This window comes from Aureimonas sp. ME7 (assembly GCF_903970965.1).
Classification (GTDB): domain Bacteria; phylum Pseudomonadota; class Alphaproteobacteria; order Rhizobiales; family Rhizobiaceae; genus Aureimonas.
Window position 1 is genome coordinate 1 of sequence record NZ_CAJCKW010000050.1, and the last position, 512, is coordinate 512.

The 512-nt window shown below is 64.8% G+C and carries 1 pseudogene; it reads left to right on the plus strand.

Annotation, left to right across the window (positions count from 1 at the left end):
- Nucleotides 1-512, plus strand: a pseudogene (locus H7A85_RS20675) (1,3-1,4-beta-glycanase); the annotation flags it as partial.

Genomic DNA, 512 nt, shown 5'->3' on the forward strand with positions numbered 1-512 from the left:
ACGGGTGGCGAGGGGCGCCAGACCCTGGTCGGCCTGGAGGGCAACGATACGCTGACCGGCGGCGGTGGCGACGATATCTTCATCATGACGAAGGGGAGCGGCCACGACACGATCACCGACTTCTCGTCCGGCGACATGGTGCGGCTCGGCGCCTATGGGCTGAAGTCCTTCGAGGAGGTCCTCGCCCGCTTCTCCCAGGTCGGCAGGGATGCCGTCCTCAAGCTCAGCGATACGGATTCGGTGACGTTCAAGAACGTCGACGTGTCGAACTTCAAGGCGCAGGACTTCCAGTACTCGGTCAACCTGTCCGGCATGAAGCAGACCTTCGCCGACGAGTTCGACAGTCTGGTCCTCCAGGCTCAGGGCGGCGCCTGGCGCACGTCCTTCCACGACGGCGCGGGCGGGCGCACCCACGACGTCCATGCCGAGCTCCAGTACTACATGGAGGAAGGCCACGGCGGATACGGGGTCAACCCGTTCAAGGTCGAGAACGGCGTTCTGACCATCCACGG